General features: G+C 41.0%; 9 protein-coding genes. All 9 read left to right on the top strand.

The window, feature by feature from the left end:
* The 9 genes from L1D46_RS05265 (at window position 1) to L1D46_RS05225 (ending at window position 19,491) form a co-directional block, all read left to right on the top strand.
* Window positions 1-627 (top strand): hypothetical protein, encoded by a 627-nt coding sequence (locus L1D46_RS05265; protein WP_239976972.1) that lies wholly within the window; start codon window positions 1-3, stop codon window positions 625-627.
* A gap of 373 nt (window positions 628-1,000) precedes the next feature.
* Window positions 1,001-2,626, top strand: coding sequence for a hypothetical protein (locus L1D46_RS05260; RefSeq protein ID WP_239976971.1), 1,626 nt, complete (start codon window positions 1,001-1,003; stop codon window positions 2,624-2,626).
* Window positions 2,626-8,757, top strand: a complete 6,132-nt coding sequence (locus L1D46_RS05255; RefSeq protein WP_239976970.1) for a DUF1983 domain-containing protein — start codon at window positions 2,626-2,628, stop codon at window positions 8,755-8,757. Before L1D46_RS05260 ends, L1D46_RS05255 begins: the two co-directional genes overlap by 1 nt.
* A 137-nt stretch (window positions 8,758-8,894) precedes the next feature.
* Complete coding sequence (locus L1D46_RS05250; protein WP_138557925.1) at window positions 8,895-9,221, top strand: hypothetical protein; 327 nt, start codon at window positions 8,895-8,897, stop codon at window positions 9,219-9,221.
* Window positions 9,218-9,874, top strand: a complete 657-nt coding sequence (locus L1D46_RS05245; RefSeq protein ID WP_239976969.1) for a hypothetical protein — start codon at window positions 9,218-9,220, stop codon at window positions 9,872-9,874. Before L1D46_RS05250 ends, L1D46_RS05245 begins: the two co-directional genes overlap by 4 nt.
* Window positions 9,875-9,885: 11 nt before the next feature.
* Window positions 9,886-10,335, top strand: coding sequence for a hypothetical protein (locus tag L1D46_RS05240; RefSeq protein ID WP_239976968.1), 450 nt, complete (start codon window positions 9,886-9,888; stop codon window positions 10,333-10,335).
* Window positions 10,335-10,571 carry a glycine zipper domain-containing protein gene (locus L1D46_RS05235; protein WP_062564145.1) on the top strand — a complete coding sequence of 79 codons (237 nt, stop codon included), beginning with the start codon at window positions 10,335-10,337 and terminating at the stop codon, window positions 10,569-10,571. Before L1D46_RS05240 ends, L1D46_RS05235 begins: the two co-directional genes overlap by 1 nt.
* Before the next feature lie 9 nt (window positions 10,572-10,580).
* Window positions 10,581-11,804, top strand: coding sequence for a hypothetical protein (locus L1D46_RS05230; protein ID WP_239976967.1), 1,224 nt, complete (start codon window positions 10,581-10,583; stop codon window positions 11,802-11,804).
* A gap of 4 nt (window positions 11,805-11,808) precedes the next feature.
* Window positions 11,809-19,491 (top strand): LPD38 domain-containing protein, encoded by a 7,683-nt coding sequence (locus L1D46_RS05225; RefSeq protein ID WP_239976966.1) that lies wholly within the window; start codon window positions 11,809-11,811, stop codon window positions 19,489-19,491.
* The last annotated feature ends 196 nt before the right edge of the window (window positions 19,492-19,687 follow it).

Below are 19,687 nucleotides of genomic sequence, written 5' to 3'. Positions count from 1 at the left end.
ATGATTACACCAATTTTAGAGTTTATCGAACTTGACGCCGAGCAAAACCCAGTGGTTGACGATCAAGGTTTACCAACCTTGATGCAGCGGCCAATATCTAAAAATATTCCTGATCTTATTAATAAAGGCAAAATTGATAACATTGATATGTTTGCTCAGTTACATGCTCAGATACTGCAATGGGATTGGGCAGAGTTGTATTTTAACTATTTAATCGATCTTCAAGGTGTTGAAAAGCACAATGCTAATTTACCTGAACCATACGAAAATGAAGAGGGCGAATTAGTTGAAGTTCAACCATTGCCCCTCCCTGAAGCGCCAGAAAGACCACCACTGAAAACATCTGATGAAGTACTTGAACCTTTCCAAAGGCATATAAATAAGCTTATTGGCATTGAGTTCAAAGGTGTCCAAGTGTCACTCAATGAGTCAAACCAAAACGGACTATCAGCTTTAAAAAGTGCTTTAGAACTCGCTAAAGAGTTTGAGGTAGAAAACGAATTTTTTCCTGTAAATTTCAATGCAGAAACACGACAAGGCGTTAAAGTACTAACACTGGACGATGAGACTGAATTTAAAAGTTTTGGTTTGCAGTTTGTTTTGGCTAGAAAAGCTTTCTTTGAATAGGTGAAATATGGACTTCTTAAAAACAGCAAGAACGTTACTAGGCTACATTTTATGTGGCCTTTTTTTTATCGTGCCGTTTATTTTGCTAACGGTGTTTACAGTGTTTGGATGCCGATGGGCTTTTAATGGCTTATATGGAATTGATATCACTATATGCAATATTTGCCATGGAACCAATTTAGAATCTATATCGGCACGAAGTTACAGGCTTAGAGGTGACAAGCGGTATTATCTACAAATGAAAACAATTGATGTCTTAGCAAAGCCTTTCGACGGAGATAACCACTGCCAACGCGCGCACAAATGGGAAAGTAAAGTAATAAAACTTAACAAGTAAACCAGCCCACCTATTAACTTACATTAAGCGAATATCATGCCTGCAATCACTGTTAAAACTTTTGCCGGTGAACGGCCTAAGCTCGACCCGCGTTTACTTCCTAACGAATCAGCCTCAAAAGCATTTGGTTGTCATTTTGATAATGGCAACCTATCACCGCTAAAACGTCCAGCCTTAACAGGTATTGCCGTTATAAATACTGCTAAAACTATTTACCAACACTTAAATCAATATTGGTTTGCGTGGGACAAAGAGGTTCACGCGGTGCCAAGTCCCATCACTGACGACCCTTGGCAACGAGTGTACTTTACTGGTGATGGATATCCCAAAGTGACAACGAATGCAATATTTGAAGGTGCAAACATGCCTGCATCAGCATACAGGCTTGGGGTGCAAGCACCAGAAGTCGTTATCATTGCATCTGTAACTGAGGGAGTTGACGAAAATGAAGATGGTTCAACTATAGACCCTAATGATGACGAAACTCGCTATTACACGCACACCTATGTCACTGCAGCAGGTGAAGAAGGTCCACCTGGTGAAGCATCGCAAAGGATTGAAATTAAATACCCAGATGAAGAAGGAACATATGTATCACTGGTATTTTCCCCACCAAACGTAAACGTATCAAACATCACACATAGGCGCATTTACAGAACAGCAACTGGCGGCGGTTCAGCTGACTATCTATTTGTAGCTGAAATACCTATCTCACAAAACGTTTTCACCGATGATATTCAAGGCGATCAGTTAGGCGCATCGCTTGATACATATGACTTTGAAATGCCGAACGAAGATATGATCGGATTAACTTCAATGGCTAACGGTATTTTAGCTGGCTTTTTTGACAGCACCGTTTGCTTTAGCGAGGCCTATTTACCTTACGCTTGGCCGAGTGACTATCAGCAAACAACAGAACATGAAATTGTGACTGTAGCAGCGCTTGGAAATACATTAGCAGTACTTACTAAAGGTTACCCTTATTTGTTTAGTGGTATTACACCCAGCGCAATGGCAGGTCAAAAACTTGAGTTTAACCAAGCTTGTGTAAGTGGGCGATCAGCGGTCATTGTTAATGGTTCACTTATTTACGCGAGCCCAGACGGTTTAATTTCACTTTCAACAAGTGGCCTTAACATGCTAACCAATCAAGTTATTACTCGAGAACAATGGCAAGAGTATGATCCTCAGACAATTGAAGCGTACCAGCAAGAGGGGCGATATCTAGCTTTTTATGGAGAGGATTTAGACAAAGGCTTTATATTTGACCCAAACACTGGCGATTTTAGGCATTTTACAGCAACCGCCGATTGTGGATTTAACAGCTTAATTGATGACGCGTTATACACATGTCAAGGTGGAAACCTAAGCAAATGGGGATCAAGTCCTGCAGTGATGAATTATCAATGGCGGTCTAAGGACTTTGAGGCGCAAGATATTAGCTTTGCATGCGGCATGGTAAAAGGAGTAGATCTTATTCAGTCTGGTCTACGCGTCTTTGCAGACGAGACTGAAGTGCTACACCTTGAGCCCGGTCAAATCCCTAATACAGCATTTAGGTTACCCCCAACACGCGGCGACTCATGGGCGTTTGAGGTTTATGGAAGTGGCACTATACACAGCGTATCAATTGCAACAACAATGCGCGAGGTTGCTGTTTAATGGCAAAGAAGCTGAAGAGAAGTGATTTCCCAGGTATTGGTCGCCAAAATGATAAGCAAACTCAAAGTGCGCTGGCTGAAAATATAGAGTTACTTACAGGGCAGCGTGGTAGTGGTGAGAGTAGAGCACTGCTAGTAAAGGATCTGGTTAACCTTGATCAGATGAAAATGGCGGCGTTACGTCAAAGTGCTAAAAATGGAAACACTAATGATGGCGGTTTGCCTATTACAGTCGGCGGGGTTGAGCGCCCTCACAAGCCAGTTAATTTGCTTGGTGTTGGTGGCTTCACTTTTATTGCGCTTACTTGGGACAGGCCAACGTATCGCGGCCATGCTTATGCAGAAATATGGAGAAGCGAAACAGATTCATTTAGCAGTGCCGTTCTAATTGCTACAGAAGTAACAGATACATTTAGCGATTCGGTTAACATGAATAGCGAATACTTTTATTGGGTTCGCTTTGTCAATGTTGCTGATATGAAAGGGCCAACACAAGGTGCTGCGGGCGTAAAGGTTAAAACCCAAGAGTCCGCTTCAAGTATTCTTGACCAAATTGGCAGTCAAATTGAGCTATCACATTTAGATGATTGGCTTAAAAGTGAATTTAACAAGATACCTGATATAGCTAGCAAGGTTGATAATATCGAGAATGCTCGGCTTCCTAGCTTAGAGCTTGATATAAACGAGCTAGGAATTGATGTTACTGACCTATCAAACAGCTTTGATGCAACGTTAGATGAGTTGAGTGTTATACGTTCACAACTGGACGATATTGAGCTTACAAGCATTCCTAATATTCAAGCAGAACTTGATGACGTTAAGGTGTCCATTCCCAACTTACGTGCTGATATTGATTCTGTTCTTGAGACTATTCCCGATATTCAAAATGATATTTCTCAGTTTAAAATAGATATACCCTCAATTTCAGACAATATTCAGTCACTGTTGATAGAGACAGACATTGCTAAATCGAGTGCACAGGATGCAAAGCAGCGCGTCGAGTCAATAGAACTGAGTAACGACGACTTAGCAAGGCAGTTAATTGATTCTGTAATTATTAATGATGTTAACTGGCAAAATAACACAGTTAAGCTGATCGAGTTTGAATCGACGCTAGGCAATATGTCAGCACGTATTGAGTCAGAATTTTTAACAAAGACAGAAGCTAATGAAGCTATCGCTGCAGCTGCAGAGTCTATACGTGTTGAAATTGAGGAAAACGGTTTATCTCTTTCGGGTGATATTGAAAACACTTACTACACCAAAGCAACTGCAGATCAGGTTATAGCATCTGCAACTGAGACCCTAAAGTCGGAAATTGAAAACCCTAACGGCTCAAGTTTAGGTGCCACTCTTAACAATCAATTTTACACGAAAGTAGCAACTGATAGTGCAATAAGCTTTTCAGCGGAACAACTTAAATCTGAAATCGAGAACCCTGAAGGCACTAGTTTAGGTGCGTTGATCAACAATGATTACTATACGGCCATTCAAGCTGACGAAGCTATAACAGCGTTTGGTAATCAACTTAAATCAAGCATTGAAGATCCTAATGGTTCAAGCTTGGGTGCGACTCTTCAAACTAATTACTACACAAAAACAGCCACTGATAATGCACTTTCTCAGTTAACTACAAACTTAGAGTCAGCAATTGCAGATGAAGGGCAAGCAACTCAAGATGCGATAAATGCTACTTTAAACCAGCAATTTTATACAAAAGCGCAAGCTGATAGTGCGACAGCACAAGCAACAACTGAATTAAAGGGGCTCATTGATAGTGATTTAGAAACAATCACGTCAACACTGATCAGTGATTATTATACCAAGGTTCAAGCAGATCAGGTTATTACTAACTCGACTGAATTACTAAAAGCGGCGATAGAAAACCCTGAGGGAGACAGTTTAGGCGCATTATTAATATCTGACTACTTCACAAAAACAGATACTAACAAAGCAATAGCTAGTGCGGTCTTTGAACTGAATAGTCAATTTGAGCCATTGGCGCAATCGGTTATTGAAAATGCATTAGCAAATGACATTGAGATTCAGCGCCAACAAGTGATCACAGCAAATATTGTTCAACAACAGGAGGTGATCACATCAGAAGTACAAGCTGCAAGTAAATCGATAACGGTGATTGAGTCACAATTCAATGACAGCCAATCAAAAATAACAGATTTGTCCAAGACAGTCGCTGAGGAAAAATTAGCGAGCGCAAAAGTAACGAGTGAATTGCAAAGCCAAGTGGACGATAACTTTGCTTACTTGGAGGTTAACTACTTCACAAAGGCAGATACAGAAAGCGCAATAAGTACTGTATCAACACAACTACAGTCCAACATTGACGGCGTTCAATCACTGATCTATCAAGATTTTTATACCAAAGCTGATGTCGATAGCGCTATAAGCAGTTCAGCGCTGGATATAGCTGCGCAATTTGATACAGAGCTAGGCCAAGTCACTGCTAATTTGAGTAATAATTATTACACAAAGGCAAGTACAAATGAGGCGATTGCGCAAAGCACACAAGCATTACTAGCTCAGATTGAAGATCCTGAAGGGAGCAGCATTGGTGCTATTTTATTTAGTGACTATTCGACAAAAGCAGAGACAAATACAGCAGTAGCTAATGCGGTAACACAATTAAATAGTAACATTGATGGGTTGCAAGCTGATATTTATGAAAACTTTTATACGTCGGTTGACGCGGATAACGCTGTTACAGCAAGCGTTAACGCTCTCAGATCAGAATTAAACCAACTAATAGAAGATGGTGATAGTCAAACGATACAAAATATCACAGCTGACCTTCAAGAAAACTACTACACATCAGTTAATACTGAGCAAGCAATTGCAACAGCATTTACAGCACTTAAGAGCAGCATAGAAGATCCTAACGGCACAAGTGTTGGTGCACTATTAAAATCAGATTATCTTACTGAGGTTGAAGTTAATAGCGCGATAAGTCAATCATCTAGCCAGTTACAATCATATATGGATGGCGTGAGCGCTGATATTTATGAAAACTTCTATACACAAACCGAGACAGATCAGGCGATTACTAACGCTGTTAGTGTATTGGCAAGTTCAGTAAATTCCGAACTAGGCAACTTAAATGCTGAATTGCAAAATAACCATTACACAAAAGCCGATTCTGATAGTGCAATTGCGAATTCAATTAACACGCTTCAAGCTCTGATTGAAGATCCAAATGGGACAAGCTTAGGCGCAGCGCTTTTCAATAATTATTCAACTACGGTAGATATGCAAAGTGCGATAAGCGAAGCTTCAACGCAGCTGCAAGCAAGCATTGATCAAGCTAGTGCTGATATTTACACCAACGTATACACAGTTACTCAAGCTGATACGGCAATAAGTGACCAAGTAAACTCGTTAAGAGCGGCAGTAGATAATGACTTACTTGCAGTAACAACAGGCATAGATGAAAACTATTATACAAAAGCCGAAACAGATGCTGCGTATAGTCAGGCAGATATTCTATTAAAATCATCAATCGAGAATATTGAGGGGAGTAGTCTAGGTGCAACGCTTCACAATGACTATTCGACAACGGTTGAAATGGATGAAGCAATAACCGTAGCAACAACTCAACTGAGAGCGACCCTTGAAGATCCTAACGGCACTAGCTTAGCAGCCGATATTTACCAAAACTTTTATACTAAAACAGCTGCAGATGAAGCAATAAGCAGCGCTGTCACGTCAATTATAAGTGAGTTTGAAGATCCTGAAAGTGGCGGCACAATTGCTGAGCTATTTGACCAATTTCAAACTAAAACAGGTTCACAGGAAGCGATTGCAAATACAACGTCAGTGTTACGTGCTGAGTTTGAAATCAGTGCTGAGTCGATTATTGAAAATGCTTTAGCAAATGATATTGCGCAAGATAGAAATAGACTGGTTGAAGCTGAAATCATTGATACTCAGAATGTTATTGCAAGTGAGCAGAAATCAGCAACTGAAGTAATAGGGGCTTTAATTTCATCAGTAGGTGAAAGTCAAAGCGAACTTCAAAGCATAAAATCAACAGTCGCAGAAGAGAAGCTATCTACTAGCAACGAGCTTACTAAACTGAGCAGTGAGGTTGGAAATGTACGCGCTGATTTAGTAGAGAACTTCTATACAAAAGCAAATGCTGACGAGGCTATTTCATTAGCTACTACGGCATTGAAAAGCGAAATAGAAGATCCAGAAGGGAATAGCATTGGTGCATATTTACAAGAAAATTTCATTACTAAAGTTGATGCCAATTCTGCTATAGCCCAAGCCCAAACAACATTAAGTTCACGTATTGGTGATGTAGAGTCTAATTTAGAACAGAACTTTTATACTGAAGCACAAATAGACCTCGCGATAGCACAAACACAAACACTGTTAAGTTCGAAGATAAACGATGTTGAATCTATCATTTTTGAGAACTATTACACTGAAGCACAAGTAGACCAAGCAATTGCACAAAGGGAAAGTATCTTAAGTTCACAGATCAACAATGTTTCTAGCAACCTATATTTGAATTACTACACGAAAGCGACAACGGACCAAGCTATAAGCCAATCCCAACAGGCGCTTGAGTCGCAACTTGGCTCAGTATATTCATCACTCTATAACGACTATTACACAAAAGCTGCAACGAACAGTGCAATTTCACAAGCAAAGCAAACACTTTCATCAGAGATTAATGGTGTAAGCGCAGAGCTTGAGTCAGTTAGTCAAACTGTAGCAAACAACCAAGGTGTATTTAGCGCACTATGGGGAGTTAAAACGACAGTAAATGGAATAAGTGCTAGCGTTGGTCTTGTAAATGATGGTTCAGAACCTTTATTTGTTGTAAAAGCTGCTAAGTTTGCAGTTATAACCAATCAAGACCCTAATAGCAGCACACCATTCTTTGCTGTGTCTGGTAATAAAACAGTGATTAATAACGCAGTAATAGATGACGCGTATATTAAAAGCTTAGTAACAGATGACTTGCTTGCTAACAGAGTAATCGTAGGTTCTTCATTTAGTGCACCATCTATAAATTATAATCGTAGCAATGGCGCTCGCAGTGGCAACTTTTCAATTGACCCTAACGGAAATATGCTAGCCAAAAGCGCTACACTTGAATCTGTCACTATCAAAGACTACAACGGCAATGTCATGCTTAGTTCAGGTGGTATCGCTTGGGATTCAGTAACAGGAAGTGGAAAGCCTGAAAGTGGTGCTGATAAAACATCAAATAACGTGGCGTTAGGCACCGCGATTAGTGACACCCGTAATTCTAATGATTCACCTGATACATATTGGAATTATAAAGGCCAAGGTACATTCACAGAGTTTAAATCTCGAACAGCAATAGGCGCTCCTGGTGCGGGTTCATTCGGAACATTAGTGACTACAGTCGGTTGGCGTGACTCGTCCGGTGGAAAAATAACACAAGTTTTTTACGGTGATTATGGCACATATAGAAGAACGTCAGTTTCTGGCACATCTTGGTCATCGTGGCAGAAATCATACGACGAACAGAACAAGCCTTACTTAAATGATATTCCTGATTCTGGACGCTTTGCAGGTCTTGATAAGATACTTAGCTCAAATGTAACGACATACATAGCTAATGGGGCTATTGGGAGTGCACAAATTGATCAGGCATATATCAACACCTTATTTGGTAATAATGCGAGCTTTTTTGGTACCGTTTATGCCGCGAATATTGAAGGTGATGTAACCGACTTAAAGGTAAAAACCTCTTCAAACGTAAATGCAAACTCTACGAACAGTGAATACACGATAATAAACTTTTACATATCAAGCCTTCCTTTTGCTAGAAGCGTCACAGTTAGTGGTATTCAGGTGAAAGCGTATCATGAGTATTATGATGCACCTTCGGTTGATGTCATGTTATTTGTGTCAGGTTTTACGACAGCAAGGGATGTTTATAGGCATGAGTTTTCTGACGAGCCCGGCACAGAAACGGTTGTCACTAGAACACTAGCTGCAATTATTCCAGCGTATACAAGTGTTACGGTGACACTGAAAATTAAAAAAACGTCAGTAGGCGGCACACATAGTATTTCAGCTCCCGGGCAAAATATCGTTTGCCAAACATTCAAAGATGGCTCAACGATTAGTTAATGGCAAAACCCCCCAATATAGGTTAGTATTTTTACATAATGGACAAATCGTATCTGCAGTGTGTGTCATGGGCCAACCACCGTGACCGGCTTAAAGAGCCAATAACGCGAATAGGTAACACAGCGAACGAACCCAACTTGTTCAAAGAAATAGATAAAGCCTGCTCAAATGAGTGGGCTTTTTTGTTTGTAGCGCCTGATGGCTTCGTTGTTTTGAGGCCGCGTTCGCAAATGAAACATGAGTATATCCAAGTGTGTGTTGCTTCTTGTCATGGGGGCGATGCAATCAACCGGTATCTCTACCACATCATTCGCCTTGCCAAATGTGGCCGGGCATCCTTCATAGAGTTTTCAACAGCACGTAAAGGTTTTAATAAAGTCGCGCCGGCTTATGGTTGGCGGCGATTTTGTGTGCGTGATGGTTTAGTTGTCTGGCGGCATTTTTTAGAGGTTTGTAAAGCATGAGTAAATCAGGCGGGGATATTAAAGAGACTGAGTACGAGAAAGAACTCGCAAAAGTCTATGCAGAAGAGTGGGCTTATTACCAAGATAGCATAGTCCCATTTGAAAACATGGTGATTGATGACGCTAAAGAAGCGAACGATGACACTGTTTATTCAGACATTGCTGAAAGTGCAAACCTTGGCAGTCAAAAAGCATTCACTAGTGCAAGGACAAACACTGCCACAAATTTAGCGGCGAGTGGAGTGAATCCAAATTCAGGCAAATTTAAAGGCACGTTAAGCGACTTAAGTGACAAGCAATCAGTTGTATCAAGTGACACTACAGCACGTTCACAGGTGGCAGGCCAAGAGCGCTATATAGATAAAATGAGTAATGTAATGGCGATGGGCCAAGGTCAATCTCAAGAAGCAACGGCTACTCTAACGGACATTGCGCAAAGCTCACAGCGTAAAGCCTTCAATGATGCAAACATCTCACAACAACAAAGCGACAACTTACTTGGCGCAGCTGGTGCAATAGCAGGTGCAGGGGCTAGTTATTACAAGAACCAGCCCGCTGTAGACGCAAACAATGCCAACACAATCACCTATAACGCAACGACTAACAGTAGCTTGCTCGACGATAGCAATATCAACGCAACGAGAACAACTTAGGAGATAAAGCCATGGCAGATACACCAGCAACAACAGATGACCCATTTGATCTTTATGCCGTCGATTCAAGCCAAATACGCACAGGTCGCTATCAAGATGCGTTAGCGGATCTAACACGCCAACAATTCGAAGATTACAAAAAGCGTTACCTTCCTGTGCAAGAAAAATTATTTTCGTTAGCAACGGATGATTCGCTATTAACAGAGCAGCTTGAACGAAATCAGCAGAACATTGATAGCAACTTCAAGGTAGCTAAAGAAAGTGAAGACAGGCAGTTAGCACGTTTTGGTGTTAGCGCAGCAAACAGCAAGCAAGATAATAATAATAATAACCTGCTTAAAAGCCTTACAACGGCGTCTGTGAATAATGAAACGCGCAGTTCAGTAGATGACCTGCAAAACAAAATACTAACCGGTCAAGGTGGTGCTACAAGCACGCTTGCTGATATAGGAAACGTCTAATGTCTTACTCAATTATGAACGCAGGCCAAAGCACTAAGGCCAAATCAACTCAGTCACTCAAAACGCTCTCAGATATGGAGCAAAACCGAGAAATAGCAAATGACCAAGCTGATCAGGCGCAAAAAAATTCGCAAATGAGTGGCACTGCTACCGGTGCAATGATTGGCACACAGATAATGCCAGGATGGGGCACTGCTATTGGTGCTGTAATTGGTTTTGCTGCTGGTTCTTTATAAGGGGGAGTTATGGCAGGTGCATTCGTAGATGGCGCGTTAAAGGGCTTCAACATGATGGAGCGGCATCAGTCGCGTCAATTCAATGAGCAGCGTTTAAGTGATTTAGATAAGCGAAATGAAGAACGTTACCAGCAAGGGCAGATGCGACTTGCTGATTTAGACAAACAAAGAAAAACAGAACGAGCAGAAGATGTGGCATTCAGAAATCAGCAGGCTAAGCAAAATAATCAACATCAAAATGCAACGCTTAGGTCAATGAATGACTATCGCAATAAATCCCTAGAACAGCGTGCTGCTGAAACTACATGGCAGCAAAATTACCAAACTCAACAAGATACTTGGAAAAAAGACCAGCCAGTAATTTCTATGGCTTGGCAAGCATTCAGAGATACAGGAAAAATACCGGAAGATTTAGAGCCTGTAATGCAGAGAAATAAGGCGATGGATCCGCGGACTTACGCAAAGCCTGAAGCTAGAGAAAACATAAAAATGTTTGACTCTTTTCTCGGTGAAGTTGCAAAAACAGGCAAAGTATCTGAACTAAACTCGCCTAAATCAATAGAGCTAACAAACGCTGCTTTTTCCGACAAGCTAAATTCAACCATTGGGCAGTACAACGAGAGTGTTAAGTCGAAGGTAGCAAACAATAAAATTGTTAGATACGTGCCGCTTAGTGATAAAGGCGAGCCTGCAAGATTTGGCTTTGAAATAGAGGTCACTTATGAAAATGGCATGAAAGAAATAAAACCAATGACCAAGGGCAGAACATCTGAACCTGATGATCCAGTAATGACCTATACGCCTAAAGAGCTTTTTGGCACTGTAAAAGCGCGCGCAATGATGGCGGATATGATGGAACGGCCAGAGTATTACGATCGTTTAGGAAAGCAATTAAATGCGAATATGGGTATTGGTACTCGTACAAGTAGCCGCAGTAAATCACCTAAAGATGAATACCGAAAACAGCTCAATTCTATTCAAGATGAAATGACAAAAGCACTTGCTAAGATTGAAGGTGGTTCTGATTTGGATTACTTGGAAGATGGTGGAAGAGAGCAAGCAATAAATCGAGTTAGAGATTTATACCAGCAACGTATAGATCAACTAAATAGCTCATATGGAATTGATAGTAATCAACATGGTGAGCAAGAAAATATAGCAAATAAGTCAATTGATAACTTAAGCGATGATGAGCTTTTAAAGCAATTAACCAGCGCATTGGGAGCACAATAAGCAAATGTCTGACAAATTGAAACTTTTAACGGAAGCTAATAAACGCGGCATTCTCAAAGGTCAGCATAAAGCTATGTATGACGAAGCGGTTAAAAGAGGCTTGATACAAGAGGAGGTAGTAAAAGCCGAGGGAGGAATAGCTGCATCATTTGGCGCCGGTGTTGATAAGCTACAAGAGTTAGGTTACCGAGCTGTAAAAGGTTTCACAGATGTTGGTGCACCTAAAGAAGATCAAACAGGTTCATTAGGCAGAGCTATAGGCCAAGGGGGTTCATTGTCGAAATGGGCTCAAGAAGGCATTGATAGAAATATTGAAGAACAAAATAGCTATGAGCCTACAGTTAAATCATATAAAGACATTGAAAGCCTTAGTGATTTTGCGAGTTATGCAGGTGAACTAACAGCAGGCTCAATCCCTAATATGGCTGGTGCCGCTTCTGGCATAGGTGCTTTTGGTATGGCCGGTGGGCTTGCACAAGAAGCTTACGAAAAACAGCCAGAAGGTGAAAAAAATGCAACACGCGCAGTTGTGTCCGGTGCTGGGCAAATGCTGCTTGAACGACTTGGCATTAAAGCTAGCATGGGTCAACTAGGTAAAGACATTTTAAGAGATGGAGTTCTTGAGACAGCAAAGCGTTATGGTAAAGGTGAATTAACTGAAGCTGTACGTGATCCTAGCATTGCTAAACGGCTACTAAAAGGCGCAGTTGGTGAAGGCGTTACAGAGATGGGCCAAGAAGCATTAGCACAGTGGGGCGCTGGCAAAAGTCTGGATGAATTTGAAAAATTAGACGAGGCCTTTGTAGGTGGTTTGGTTGTTGGGGGTATAGTTAGAACCGGCTCTGAGGCAACTCAAAAAGCGCTAAACTATCAGCAAAGAACAGCAGAAGTCGTGAAGAATAGTGCAGATAGCTTAGTTGAGTCTGGCGTACCTCAAGACGAAGCGATTGATATGGTGCGAGTCAAGCAGTTTGAAGCGGCTAAAAAGCAAGGTTTCACTGACGCTGAAGCCTCTGCAATTGTAGCTCGAACGATGAAAGAAAAGTTTGGCATAGATAACGACTTATTTAATGCAGCATCACAACCTGAGCCATTACCTGAGCAGGCTTCGCCTAATGAAAATGTGCCAACTAATCCAGGTGAAAATGATGCAGTTAGTGATGTAAATTATGACGCACCCACTGCAGCGAGACAAGCAGGTTTTGGTGAGTCTAACAAAGACATTGGGCAGTATGGTGATTTCATTACTAGTCCTGCTCAAGAATCTTTGCGAAAACTTGATCAGAGTAACGGCTCGCTTTCAGTCGAGGCACAAGTTAATGAAGCACAATCAAAAACAGAACCAACACCTGAGGACCGTTTTAGCCCTATTAAGTACACGCATGAAGGCGACTACCTAGAAGCTGAGCCTCAGAGTAGGCAGGGTATTGAAAAAGCTCCAATCGAAGGAACTGTAGAGCCAGAACAGGGTAAACTCCCAACATCACAAGAAACGGCGAATCGCCAAGAGCGTGAAAAGCTTTTTGCTGATCTTGACGCGCAACCTGAAGGCATTGAACAAAAAGATATTATCTTTGCGGAAGATGATAGGCCTAAGCAAGAGGCTCAACAACGAGTAGAGAAAGCAGGCCGTGACGCTGAGAACTTATTGCCACACAAAGATATAATTTTTTCAGGTGACCAAAGTGGTGTAAACGTTCAAAAGGACGGACAACCATTTAAGAGCAAACGCGATGCATTGTTAAGCAAAGAGGCACGGGCAGCACGCAGAGCTGGTGATAAAACTAAAGCAGTTTCCTTTGGTAATGGTTTCGGTTGGACGATTAAAAGTTCAGCTAAAAATCAAGGCAAGGGCACTGAGTCCGCATTAGAAGAAGCCACAGGACAGCAGGCCGACATTAAAGGCGAAATGATAGATTCTGAATGGCAGGCTTTTTCACCACAAAGCCAAACTAAAAAAATACCGCGTGCTGAAATGCCACAAATTAAAGCGGAAAATCGCGGTGCCATGGTTAACTTTATGAAAGCCAGAGGCATTGAGCACAAACAAGATACAGTTTCAGCACAGTCTTTGAAACCAACACAAGCGGAGTTCTCACCTAACAAAGTTACACAAGCTAAAGAATACGAAGGCGGTGAGCGTTCGATTTTAGTGTCGAATGATAACCATATATTAGATGGTCACCACCAATGGCTAGCTGCTAGTGAAAAGAATAAGCCTGTTAAAATAATTCGTTTAGATGCACCAATAGAACAGTTAGTGTCACTGGCAAAAGAAATGCCTAGCACTCAAACTCAAGACAATACTGGTAAGCTAACTGTTGCTGATAGTGAAGAAGCTACCACTTCTGGTGAATTAAATGGCGATATTGGTAAATTACCTGAGCAAAAAGCAGAAGAAAACACTGATAATGGTAAATCAATTGAACAAGACCCGGTAACCCTTGAACAAACAAACGGATTACCACCAATACTGAAAACATCTAAACGTAAATGGCTTCAAACTGAAGCTAAAAAGCAAGGTCTAAAAAAAGATTCACCTGGCTATGACGCTGCGATGAAAAAACTAGATGAAGGGTATGAGTCAGCTGTTGATAAAGCGTTTGCAGAGCAGCCTTTTGAAACTTATCAGCAGTTTAATGCTGACACACCTGAAAGTATTAATCGGCAGGCTTACAACGAGTTAAGAAAAGAGTTCGATATAACAGATAAAGAACCGCCTATTTCTGACAAGACACCAGAGCAAAATTCAAAGCCGCCACAGAGCGGCTTTTCTGTGCCTAGCGAACGGGAAAGAAAGCAAACAAGTGATTCAGAAGTTATTGAAGATTTCGGTGAAAAGTTAGGTGGTGCTCGTAAAGATTTATGGGGAGGGTTTGCAGAAAGTCTTGATGAAAAATCAGATTCGATTAAATCGAAACCACTAAGTAAAGCCTTACCTCAACCTGATTACCAAAAAATGTCAGATGAAGGCGCAGATCCTAAAGCATTAACTTTTATTGCAATGGCTAGAGGAAGCATACCTTCAAAACCAAAATTGAGTCATAAGGTCAGTGACTGGGCTGATTATGTAGATAAAGTTAAGCAATCGATTAATCGTGTTTTGAAAGAGGGAGCCGACCCCGAAAGTGAAATTAATTTACTTAACCACTTCATGCGCAAAGGCACTTTAAATGGCGCTAAAGAAGCGTTAGGAACAATTGCGAATGCAAATCCTGCAATTCTGAAAGAGGCGGCGAAATATCGCATACGTTCTGCCAAATATAGCCTGTTCAATGGCAAAGAACACAAGCCAGCTAAAACTTTTTACACTATTGAAAAGCAAGGTCGCCGCGTAAGCTTAGATAATGCAGTTGAGACATTAGAAGAAGCTCAAAAGCAGTTAGCTGAGATAATTAAGATTGAGAGTCAATCAACAAATAGACAAGCAAGACATTCCAAAATAAATGTGTTTCGTGATCGGTACACGGGCCAAGTTTATTTGGGCTGGAAGGGCGCGAGTGGTGTATTGAAGATTCAAGACTTCAAAACACCGGCAGAAGCTCGGGAGCATTTAAGCTCTAACAGAGATGCAGTTGAAGCGAAGTTGCAGAAATTAAAGTCCACACCGAATATGCGTAAGCCTGTAAATGCGGAACGAACAGGGCCAGAAAGACACTCTGATAATGTTACACCTGGTACGTTTACTGAAGCATTTGGGTTTCGAGGTGTTGAATTTGGGAATTGGGTTGAACAGGGGAAAAGACAAAAGGATCTCAACCAAGCATATGATGCATTGATGGATTTAGCAGAAGCGATAGATGTGCCTCCGAAAGCGCTTAGTCTAAATGGGCAGCTTGGCCTTGCATTTGGTGCCAGAGGTACGGGTGGCAAAGAACCTGCGGCAGCACATTACGAATCAGGCAATATGGTCATTAACCTAACTAAGAAGTCGGGTTCAGGTTCCCTTGCTCATGAATGGTGGCATGCACTGGATAATCACTTTGGTAAACAAAAAAATAGAGGCTCAGATTTTATTACAGAATCACCATACCACTTAAAAGGTGATGAGCTTCGTCCAGAAATGGCTGAAGCGTTTAAGAGGGTACGAAATGTTATTAATGCAAGCGATTTACCCAGCCGGTCATTGAAATTAGATCAACGTAAATCTAAAAAGTATTGGTCTACAAATGTTGAAATGACAGCGCGTTCATTTGAGACATTCATAATTGATAAGTTAAAAAAAGGCAAAATCACAAACGATTATTTAGCAAATGTAGTAAGTGATGAAGCTTGGAGTGCGGCGGAGTCACTTGGTTTTGAAGATGGCAATACATTCCCTTACCCATTAAGTTCAGAGCAAACCCCAATCAATGAAGCCTATCAAGCATTGTTTGACACAATAGAACATAAAGAAACACCTGAGGGGATCAAGTTTTTCTCTAAATCTAATGCCAAAGAAAAGCCTAAAGGTGTTGCAAAAGTTGATGCTGAAAAAACAGCAAATAGTTTCATTAAATCTTTGAATGGCGCCAGTGGAATTAATGTTCATGTACTTGAATCAACTAACGATGCTGAGAAGCTATGGCGTATGAGTTTAAGTGACTCAATCGTTAAGGGGGCTTATAACGATAAAACTAAAACGGTCTATGTAATAGCAGAGAATATTGAAAGTGGATCCGATTTAAAACGAACTTTAGCACATGAAATTATCGCCCATGGTGGTTTAGACACTGTTATAGGTAAGGAAGCACATCAAGAGTTCTTAAACCGCATAAAGAAAACGAAAGGTCGAAAAGCATTTGAACAATATTGGAAAGATGCCAATAAAGATTATTGGGATTCCAGTGATGACGTAAAAGCAGAAGAGATCTTTGCACGATTTGTTGAGAATGAGCCTAGTAAAGGTGAGCTTAAGTATTGGTGGCAGGCATTAAAGCGTTGGCTAAAAGCACAACTTGATAAAGCAGGTATTATGTATCGTGAAGATGATGAAATTACTCATATGCGCGAAATGCTGCACAGTATTGTTAAAGGCTTTAAATCGAGAAGTGCTCCTTACACCGACTCAATAGGGGAGTTGGCATACAGCCAGAAGGGGAACAAATTTAGTCAAACGACTACTTCAGATAACCGCACTGCCAAAGAAAAGCTGGGTTTAACTGAAAATGCTCAGAAAACCTTGTCAGATAAAGCGAAAGAGCGAACGGCTGAAGTTATGGAGACTTTAAAGAGCGCTCCATTTTGGAACCGTTTGAATGAAGGTATCTTTGATGGGCTTGCAGGTATTAAGCAAGCTGAGGAAGCGATTGGTGTAACAGATCCAAATAAACAAGGCTATGTGAGCGCACGTTTGGCAGCAGGGGTTTCTGACGTTTTACACGGTGTATTCAATTATGGTGCGCCGCAATGGAAGGACGGGATCATTCAACGCAAAGAAAACACGAAAGGCTTACTCGAAGTTTTTAGTATGGTTGAAAACGATCTAAATGATTGGTTAGCGTGGATGGGGGCTCACAGAGCTGAACGATTAAAGGCACAAGGAAGAGAAAATAATTTATCAAAGGCTGATATTGAAGAGCTCAAGTCACTAGCGAAAGGAAAAGAAAAACTCTTTGAAGAGGTTAGAGCTGAGTACAATAAAATCAATTCAGCTATTCTCGATGTAGCCCAAGGTGCTGGACTCATCAATACGCAACAGCGCAAGTCATTCGATGAAGAATACTACGTCCCGTTTTTCCGAGATATGGGTGAAACTGATCCAGAAATGGATGCAATCAAACGCTCTATCGTCGAGCCTCACACTCGAAAAGGCATTGCAGGCCAGTCTGCGCAAATTAAAGAACTTAAGGGCGGCAAGCAATCTACCAAGGACCTATTAGAGAACATTATCACTCGCCAAAGCACTTTAATAGAAGCATCACTCAAGAACAAGGCGATGCAGGAAGTCGTATCAAATCTTGATGGTACTGACTTTATGATCCATGAAAAAAGCGATGACGCTAAAAGCATGACGCAAGAAGAGTTGAATCGAAACAGCAAAGTACGGGTTATGATAAACGGTGAGCCACAAGCTTACTTAGTTAGTGATCCAGCTCTCATGCGCTCACTTATTCAAGTGAACAGCTCGGGTAGCCAGAACATCGTTAATAAAATCGGCCGTAGCGCAAAAAGGTTTTTAACTGCAGGTATCACATTATCACCTGACTTTATTGCAAAGAATTTTATTCGTGATGCGGCGCATGCTTGGATGATCAATAAAGATGGCTTCAAATTCGCTGCAGATAGCGTTAAAGGTTTGAAAAAGGCGTTTAAGGAAGATGAAGCATACAGGGACCTTATATTCAGCGGTGCAGCTTTCCAAGGTGGTTATATTCATGGAGCAGATCCAGAAGCTGCTGCACAGCAAACTCGTAGAGCATTAGCAAAGAAAGGCTTGTCTGAGAACGAGATAAATACTTATCTAGGCAGTTTAGTGACCAACGGTAAGCAGCTACTAGAAACATACCGAAATATAAGCGACAAAGTTGAGAATGCTAACCGGTTAAGCACTTATGAAGCGGCATTAGCAAACAATAAAAGTAAGCGACAAGCAGCTTTTGAAGCGAAAGACTTAATGGATTACAGTCTAAAAGGTAATTTTACGACAATTAATTTCATGGTTGATGTATTGCCATTCTTCAATGCTCGATTGCAAGGCATGAGCAAACTCGTCAGAGCGGCCAAAGCACAAGGTGATGATCAGTTAATTAAAGTGCTAAGTCGTGAACTGGCAATGAAAGGTATTAAAGTCGCAGCGTTTAGTCTTGCATTGTCTATGTATAATGATGATGACGAACGTTACCAGGCATTACCTGATTGGGACAAAGATGCTAACTGGCATTTCTTTACTGGTGATGATCATTGGCGCATTCCAAAGCCATTTGAGTTAGGCGTGATTTTTGGCACCATACCTGAGAGATTGTTTAATTATGCCGCGGGCAACCAGAGCAGCAAGGATCTGCAAAAATCATTAATGCATGCAGCCCTAACAACGATGGCATTAAACCCTACACCCCAATTTATACTGCCGCTTGTTGAAACGTCATTAAACCGTTCATTCTTTAGAGATGCACCAATTGAAGGCATGGCAGACCAAAACAAACAAGCCCAAGACCGTTACAGTGCTTTTACTAGCGATACAGCAATAGCATTGGGCAAGACGCTTGGTTGGTCACCTAAGAAAATTGAGCATGTGATTTTAGGTTATACCGGTACGATGGGGAGTTATGTTCTTGGAATCAGCGATATGATTGCGAGACAAGCCATTGGTAAGGTTAATGCTGAAACACCACTTAATAGATACCCGGTGATCAAATCTTTCTACCAAGGTGACACACCCAAATCGAACACTAAGTTTGCAAATGAGTTCTATGATGCGCTTGATGCTGCTAATCAAGCCTATGGAAGTTATAAGCGCGCTATGGAGCTTGGTGATACTACTCGTATTAAGGAACTGCTTGAAGATGAAGGTAGCAAACTACGTTCTAGAGCAGGGCTAGCAAAGGTTCAGCGTTCTATATCAAAGTTAACCAAAGTCAAGAATGCAATTAATGATAGCAAACAGTTAACTAGTTCTCAGAAACGAGAGAAGGTAGATAAAATCCAGAAGCAAATTAATGCTATTTACCATAAAGCTTACTTAGCATTTAGATTAGGCGGAAAATAAAAAAAGCATACAAACAAAGGAATGTAGGAAAGTTTGTATGCTTGGGTATTTATAATGCTTGGGAATTTGCTAAATGAAAATTTTATGAAATTCATTTATAAGATAGGAGCTAAACTAATTGTTGTCAAATTTCATTCTAAAAGTTTATATAACCCTATTTATTTATGCTAATTTAAAAGAATGAAGTAATTAAGAA

Origin of the sequence: Pseudoalteromonas sp. Isolate3 (genome assembly GCF_022398505.1) — a bacterium.
GTDB classification, from domain to species: Bacteria; Pseudomonadota; Gammaproteobacteria; order Enterobacterales; family Alteromonadaceae; genus Pseudoalteromonas; species Pseudoalteromonas apostichopi.
The sequence above is the reverse complement of the archived record's forward strand: the minus strand, read 5'-3'. Positions and strand labels throughout refer to the sequence as shown.